This is a genomic window from Flavobacterium sp. ZB4R12, from assembly GCF_048276375.1.
Lineage (GTDB): Bacteria > Bacteroidota > Bacteroidia > Flavobacteriales > Flavobacteriaceae > Flavobacterium > Flavobacterium gawalongense.
Genome location: NZ_JBLNKS010000006.1, coordinates 177,570 through 184,664 on the forward strand (window position 1 = coordinate 177,570; position 7,095 = coordinate 184,664).

Below are 7,095 nucleotides of genomic sequence, written 5' to 3' on the forward strand. Positions count from 1 at the left end.
TAACCAATAATGAGAAAAACCGAGATCCTAGTGATACAAACAGTCAAAAGTAGTAGAGACTGAACTTTACGAAAAGGCAGGTCTGACTTTCGATTACAAGTCCTCGCACTTTGTTGTTAGTCTCTCAATTGCCGTTGGCTTCAGCCAACGGATTGAAATTCATAAAAGTTATTGGCTTTAGCCGAAACCGCTATATTATTTGGCTAAAGCCATTTTCTTTTCCCCTATTTTCTTCCGATGGCTGAAGCCAACGGCAATTCAATAAAAAATCAACTTACTTTCAAAACTTCAATCTTATTCTCTTTTGGATTTCGAATGTGGCTTAACTTTGTGTACCTGTAAACCGTTATGGGACAAGTGAAATATTTAATATCATTTATAACGTGTTTTTTTCCTAACCGAATTACTAATCTATCTGATTTATCGTCAATCTTATTCAAAGAATGACTTTTATCGAAAATTTCATTCCTAGGAATTATTCTGAAATCTAAAATTTCATAATACTCTTTAATTCCTTTACCTGAGTAATAAGGTGCAAAATATTTGATTTCTGATTTTATCTTTACATAACCGGAGTCTTCGTCTTTTAATTTAGAAGGCTTAACTTTTCCTGTATGGTAAAGAATATTATTTTCTGTTTCAAAATAGATTGATTGTTTTCCTTTGTTTACAATCCCGATTAAAACTTCAGGATTTGAGGATTCATAAATGTTTTCTTTATGAGGAGAAACCTCATTTAAAACAGATTCAGTATCAAGACCAAGTATTTTTTTTAAATGCTCTTCAAGAAGCGTTTTGTTTTCGTAATCGTTAGGACGTAGTGGGAATGCTCCAATATTTACTTCATCAATAGATTTATGGTAAGCCAAGTTCTTAATGGATTCTAATTCTCCTGATCCCGGAAAAAGAACATAGGCACCAATTACCTCTTTTTCAGGCTTAATTTTGTTTTTATTTACATAATAAATGGCATCACGATATCGATGCATTTGATTTATGGCATCATCTGGTGGTAAATCCGGAGCGCCTTCCCTTTCATCCGAAGCTAATCTATACTTGGCATCATACAAATAAGTTAAAACATAATTCTCTTTTAAATCATTCTTAGTGATTCGAAGAACAATATCCGGTCTTTGATTTACAGTGAACGATTTGACATCCTGATTTGATTTTGTATCGTATGAAAAATCGTGAAACAATTCAATTCTTTCACCGTTTTTTTGGATGAATGACACCTTAGATTTGACACCTCTTTCTATTTTAAAAACAAAGTCATCAACTTGAATTTCGGCTAATTCGATTTCGTCTGGATCTTCTTTGCCAAGTAAATTTTGCAAAACATTTTTAATTTCCAAAAAACACCAAATTTGATACAATTCTGCAATGTTTTTTAATTCAATTTTTTGAATTCCATCAAATAATTTCAACCCACCATTAAGCATTGTCCAAGACTTATAAATCGTGCTATAGCCTGTGGCCTTTTGTAGAACCAATGATTCTTGTCTTAGCCCTTTAAATTCACCAATTGTCTTGAAAAAAGGATTAATAGCAATCGTTTCCATTTGCTTTTCAATGGATTTCATTTCATCTTTAAAGGAAGTGGTAATAGCATTCTTGAACCTATGCTCTATATAGATTTTCACCTTTACAAATCGCTTTAAAGTTTTAAAAACGACATGCTTTAAAAATTGATTTTCAGACGTATCAGTACTTATTGTTTTATTTTCAATACGATAATTTTTATTTGGTAAATGTTTAAATTGAGCATATTCTTCCTCTAATAAAGGGTTCCATTTAATGATTTTATCCGCTTTAACATATTTTGTTTGATTGATTATTCGACTGTGCGGTTTGTTTAAAATAAACTTTGACGCTTCAATAAAATCATAATAAATACCACCAAAAACTTGCCACCATATTAAATCAGTGTTTGGCGAATTTCCTGTTTTAAAGGAAGTATAGGTCTTTTTTAGAAAATCTAAAACGAGATAAGGATACTCATTCTCAATATCAGCAACTATTTTATCATAATCACTTCTGTAATCCAATTTTGTTGGAAAGACTTCAAAATTGAGGACAACCTCCTGTTGCTTGTCTTCTTTAGAATATCGGACAATAATAGTACTCTTTCCTAAATCATTTCCGTAATTAATTGTCCCTGCTAAGAAACCCAACTCTTCTCTATAAAAGAATTTCTCTTCTACATCTTTCAATTTTGAGTTTATAGAAGGGGATTTAATAGCCGCTATATTCTTAAAAGTAATTCCGATGAAATATTCTTTATTTTCAAAAATTAAAGGGTGAGTTTTTGCAGTTATTAAAAGTTCAAGTATTTTTGACTCTATATTTAAAATAGAAATGACTCCTTCACTAACGTTATAAGATGTCGAAGATAATATTTGACTCTGCTTTTGCTTAGCTTTATTAAATGCGGAAAATAGGTTATTACACTCAACAACCAATTCAAAATCATCGTGTTCAACTTTTAATACTTGCATTAAGACCAGTATGAAGTGTAGCCGCTTTTTTGTAAACGAATTTCCATCTCCTTTAATTTTGAATTTGATTTTCTAAAATCATCAGTCAAAAGGTTTTGCAAATTCCGAAGAACATCACCTGTTTTAAAATCATCACCTTCAATTCTTGATAAAATTTTCATACTAATCATTTCATCTAATGCAATATTCAACCAGTTTATATCTAATTTGTCTTGACTTGCGTAATAACAGTAAATTAAAAACTCATCCCGAACTCTATAGGCTATTTTGAAAGGAGTTCCCTCTAATTGATTATTTATTTTTTGAAGATATTCAATAACCAATTTACTTTCAGGAAATTGATTTACAACTTCATTGCCTGCCGTAAATTCTCCTATTGCTTCATTTCCGGAAATAAAATTTTCAGGATAATCCCAATCCTTTTTAGACTCCTCTAAACCAGCGTTTAAATCAATATCATTCATTTCAAAAGTCATAGCTCTATCAAGAACTTTTCTACTAAATGAATGAGTTGTTTCGTCCATATTTACGGTACCTATAATAATTAAATTATTGGGAATTGAAATTCCATCAATAAATCTTTCATCATTTTCTAAATTCAAATCTTTTAATAATATGGTATAGAGTCTTTCATCTTCAAAATTTGACGAACTAATTAAATAGTCCGAAGCAATTTTCCCTTTCTTTATTTGTCTGGTTTCCACAATACTCAAATACTCGGCGAAGTATTGTTCTACAGGAGCCAAATTCATTTCGTCAAGACATAAAAAAAATGGCGTATCCAAATTTAACCACGCTTTTGCAATAAATTTTAAAAATGAAGTTGTGATATATTTTTCACCATTAATCCTGCTTATATATCCCATCAATTCCGTAGAATCATGCCAATTTGGACGAACAGGAATTAACTCAAAATTACCTGGCTTATTTTTATCCATTTGCAATTCAGGATTGCTGCAAGTTTGATATGCCAAGGTTCTAACTAATCTTGATTTACCAGTTCCTGAAATTCCAGCAAGTAATACAAAAGGTTTCGTTTTTATGGCATTTAAGATTGATTTCATATCCTTTGGTGCATCACTATTAATCGGATTAATAATCTGTTTTTTCTCTGAAGAAATTGTGTTATTAAAATTATTCAAACTTTCACTCAAAACGGATTTATAAAGTTCATTACTTGACAAAGGTAAAAGCTGGTTTATATTCAAAATTCTATTTGAATTAGCTATATCTATTCTTTTTCCATTCAAGTAAGTAGTTTCGCTACTACCTAAACTTTTCCATTCCCATTTTAAAGGAATTTCAATTTTAGATATAATTTTAAGTCTAATAAATTTACTCCATTTGCCACTAACGTGAAAAGTTTTGCCTTCGTTATAAAAAATAGTATCATCGCCTTTTTCTTCTGTTTCAATATCCAAGAAATCCAATTTTGTAAATAAAATCCATTTGCTTGTTGCATTTACTACAAAAACGAAATCATCTAAAATTAGATTTTTAAATTTAGTATTATTCCAATAAAAATATTGCTCATCATCGCTAAAAAGGCTTTTTGCATTTGTAGATGCAGAACTTTTAATCTCATAAATCATTACTTGTTCATTCATAACTCATTATATTTTTTAGCGTTGCCTTTGGCTTTTTTAACTGGATACTTTTCTCTATTTTGTTTAATCTTATCTAATACAATTTGTTTTACATCAAATCCATATTTTTCTGCAAACAAAAAAGTATAAGCAAAAACATCTGCCAATTCTTCTTTTAGTTTATCAACATTTACGTCTTCTTCCTTTTTCCAAAGAAACAACTCATTCAGTTCGGCAGCTTCAATAGAAATTGCCAATGCTAAATCTTTCGGATTATGAAATTGTTCCCAATCCCTTTCATCTCTAAACTTTATTAATTCTTGAATAATGTCTTGAATGCCATCCATTTTATTTTGGTTTATGCATTGTTATGGCCAGTTTATATTCTTCATCAAATGGCAATTGTAGTTGAGAAACCATTTCCGGTATTGCTAACATCCAACTTACGTAGTAATAAGCCAAGATATGGCAACCTGAAAACCGTTTATTAGCAATGCTGCCAATGATATAATTCTTTTGGTTTGGGTCGAAGCCTTGTGTTCCTTGCATAGCTATTTCAAAAGCTATTTTCTTTATTGCATCAACAGGCATATGCTGAAAATACTGTAACGCATCAACCATAAACATAACAACCGCCATATTTAAACCAATCTCCTCTTGCGTATTTTGGAATTTTTCCATTTCCTTTTCTTTAAAAGGAAGGTCATCCTCTAAACCAAAAGGATCTTTTTGCAGATTGCTTATAAAAAAGTCCACATCACTGCGTTTGCGATATTGTTTCTCATTTTCCAGTTGAAAATACCCATCAATTTGCAAATCTTCTGCCCAATGTTGAACTAACTCAAATTCTTCGGAGGGTTTTCGGTTGTCTTTGTATTCGAGGAATTCATTATAAAAGTCTTCGGCTTTGTGCAATTCGGCAGCCGTGGAATTAAAGTCTTTTATAAAATCTAAGCCAAAAAGTACTTTAAACTGTAGCGCATTGACCAAATTATAAATCTTGGATTTAGAAAGTATCGTTGCAGGCGAAAGCTCAATAACAGTCGCATCGGTTACGGCTTTCAAACCTTCTTGTATCAAGGCATAAAGCGATAGAAATTGATATGGCCGTAGTTCGGGAAATTCGTTGTATAAAAAATCCTCGATGAATAAATCTATCGGGGTATTGTAGGCTTGAAGATTCAATCCGTCAAATAATCCGTTACAGAATTGATCGATTGACGCCTCAGGCACCTGCATTTTATGCAATTTTGCAACAGTGGGTTGTACTGTTTCTAAAAAAGCAACTCTGTTTTGTGGTGTAGCGGTAAAAAGGTGGTTTAATCCTGCATTACGGGCTTGAATCACGAAGTCAAGATGCACCAATTCGTGCATAATCAAATGCTCCACCGCAGGATAATGTGGCTTGAAACGAACGAGATGTTTCGGTCTGTTGTAATTTTCGGAAAACTCAATCTTGGCCGCTGTCGGTATTTCAGAGTCTTCTACAACATCAATTTCAGTGCCTCCTTCAAATTCCAGTTGGTGAAGGTATTCACGAAAAAGTGTTTTGTCTGCTCCGGCAATGATTCTCTTCGCCACATCAAAAGCCTGATTTACTGAATTTTGATATAATACGTCTTTATTCTTATTTAGTTTTATAGCTAGTAATGAACTGTAAAATGCAGATTGTAAATCGTTTTCTATTTCTGCAATCATGCCTAAAGCAAAATGAGTATTTGGATAATCATTATTTATCTTAATAGCTTGACAAAAATATTTTTTTGCTTCTTCAAATTTCCCTTGCTGCATAAGGTTTGCACCAATATTGTTAATCGTAATATTGTCATTGGGATTAGCCACCAAAGCTTGGTCATAGTATCTCATAGCTGTGGGAACATCATTTTTGAACTTGGCAAAAATATTTCCCATCATCAACAACGCCCAATTGTTCTTGGAGTCCCAACGCAGAGCATCAATCAAGTAATTAATGGCTTCTTCCTGATTGCCTTCGTCGGAAAGAATTTGCCCCATGATTCGATGAAATTCCGAATTGGTGGGGTTTTTATCGACAAGATTTTGAAGTAGTGTTTTTGCCTCTTTGTAGTTCCCTTTTTCACAAAGGACTACCGTTTTATGGTAATCGGCTTCTTGGGCAATAATAGTTGGGGAGTCAATTTCTATGGTAACCCAATCATCAGTAATGGAAACTTTAGGGGTAAAAGGACCAAAAGTATAATATTTTTCTAACTCGCTGGTTAATAATGCATTACCCCCCCCCCACCACCCCGTGTAATTTTGGGAAGATGGTAAATAGAAAATCGTCTATTTTATGAATGATCTGTATCAAAATTTATTCTTATCGTTTTTAAATTATACTATTTTACTTCATTTCCTATAGGATTTTCAGCAAGTACCAAATGTAAACATTGTTTGGCAACCGTAGGCCATTCTGACGAAAAAAAAATGAGGGTTTGGGAAGAAATAGTATATCATTACACCACCAAAACAGCCAATGGTGATATAAAATAGGTACAAAATCTATACCAAAAAAAAATCCTCATCAAATTCATGATGAGGATTTATAGAATCTGAAACGGGTTCAGATTAAAGAAAGGCGACGACATACTCTCCCACATAACTGCAGTACCATCTGCGCAGGCGGGCTTAACTACTCTGTTCGGGATGGGAAGAGGTGAGCCCCGCCGCAATAACCACCTTAAGAGGTTATAATTGCTTTGGGCAATTATTGTAACAATTAACAATTTATCATTGATAATTAATTACATAATATCTTAACATACTGAGATAAAGAAATTTATCCTGAATATATTTCAGGAACTAATAAAAAGGTTATAACTGAAACAAGTTCAGCATAAAGAAAGTTTCTTCCCCGGGTTGCCCCGGGGAAAAGCGTACATAAGCTTACGGGTTATTAGTACTACTCGACTATGACATTACTGCCTTTACATCTATAGCCTATCAACGTAGTCATCTCCTACGACCCTTAAAAGAAATCTCATCTTGTGGTG

Annotated in this window: 4 protein-coding genes and 2 rRNA genes; all 6 read right to left on the reverse strand. The window is 32.6% G+C overall.

Going from position 1 to position 7,095, the window contains the following annotated elements; all coding sequences use genetic code 11:
* Window positions 1-269 precede the first annotated feature (269 nt).
* Window positions 270-2,498 carry a DUF2357 domain-containing protein gene (locus tag ACNO7W_RS06310; RefSeq protein ID WP_417937444.1) on the reverse strand — a complete coding sequence of 743 codons (2,229 nt, stop codon included), beginning with the start codon at window positions 2,496-2,498 and terminating at the stop codon, window positions 270-272.
* Window positions 2,498-4,105 carry an McrB family protein gene (locus ACNO7W_RS06315; RefSeq protein WP_417937445.1) on the reverse strand — a complete coding sequence of 536 codons (1,608 nt, stop codon included), beginning with the start codon at window positions 4,103-4,105 and terminating at the stop codon, window positions 2,498-2,500. The genes ACNO7W_RS06310 and ACNO7W_RS06315 overlap by 1 nt, the downstream gene beginning before the upstream one ends.
* A complete protein-coding gene (locus ACNO7W_RS06320) occupies window positions 4,102-4,431 on the reverse strand; it encodes a nucleotide pyrophosphohydrolase (RefSeq protein WP_417937446.1) in 330 nt (109 codons plus the stop codon). Before ACNO7W_RS06320 ends, ACNO7W_RS06315 begins: the two co-directional genes overlap by 4 nt.
* Window position 4,432: 1 nt before the next feature.
* On the reverse strand, window positions 4,433-6,385 hold the full coding sequence (locus tag ACNO7W_RS06325) for a tetratricopeptide repeat protein (protein ID WP_417937448.1): 1,953 nt from the start codon (window positions 6,383-6,385) through the stop codon (window positions 4,433-4,435).
* Window positions 6,386-6,675: 290 nt separating this feature from the next.
* Window positions 6,676-6,785 (reverse strand): 5S ribosomal RNA (gene rrf / locus ACNO7W_RS06330).
* Between the two features lie 193 nt (window positions 6,786-6,978).
* Window positions 6,979-7,095, reverse strand: a 23S ribosomal RNA gene (locus tag ACNO7W_RS06335); the annotation flags it as partial.

Bases quoted from the DNA above. Each gene is read 5' to 3' on its own strand.
- ACNO7W_RS06310 (WP_417937444.1), bottom strand. From the start codon at position 2,498: ATGCAAGTATTAAAAGTTGAACACGATGATTTTGAATTGGTTGTTGAG.
- ACNO7W_RS06315 (WP_417937445.1), bottom strand. From the start codon at position 4,105: ATGAATGAACAAGTAATGATTTATGAGATTAAAAGTTCTGCATCTACA.
- ACNO7W_RS06320 (WP_417937446.1), bottom strand. From the start codon at position 4,431: ATGGATGGCATTCAAGACATTATTCAAGAATTAATAAAGTTTAGAGAT.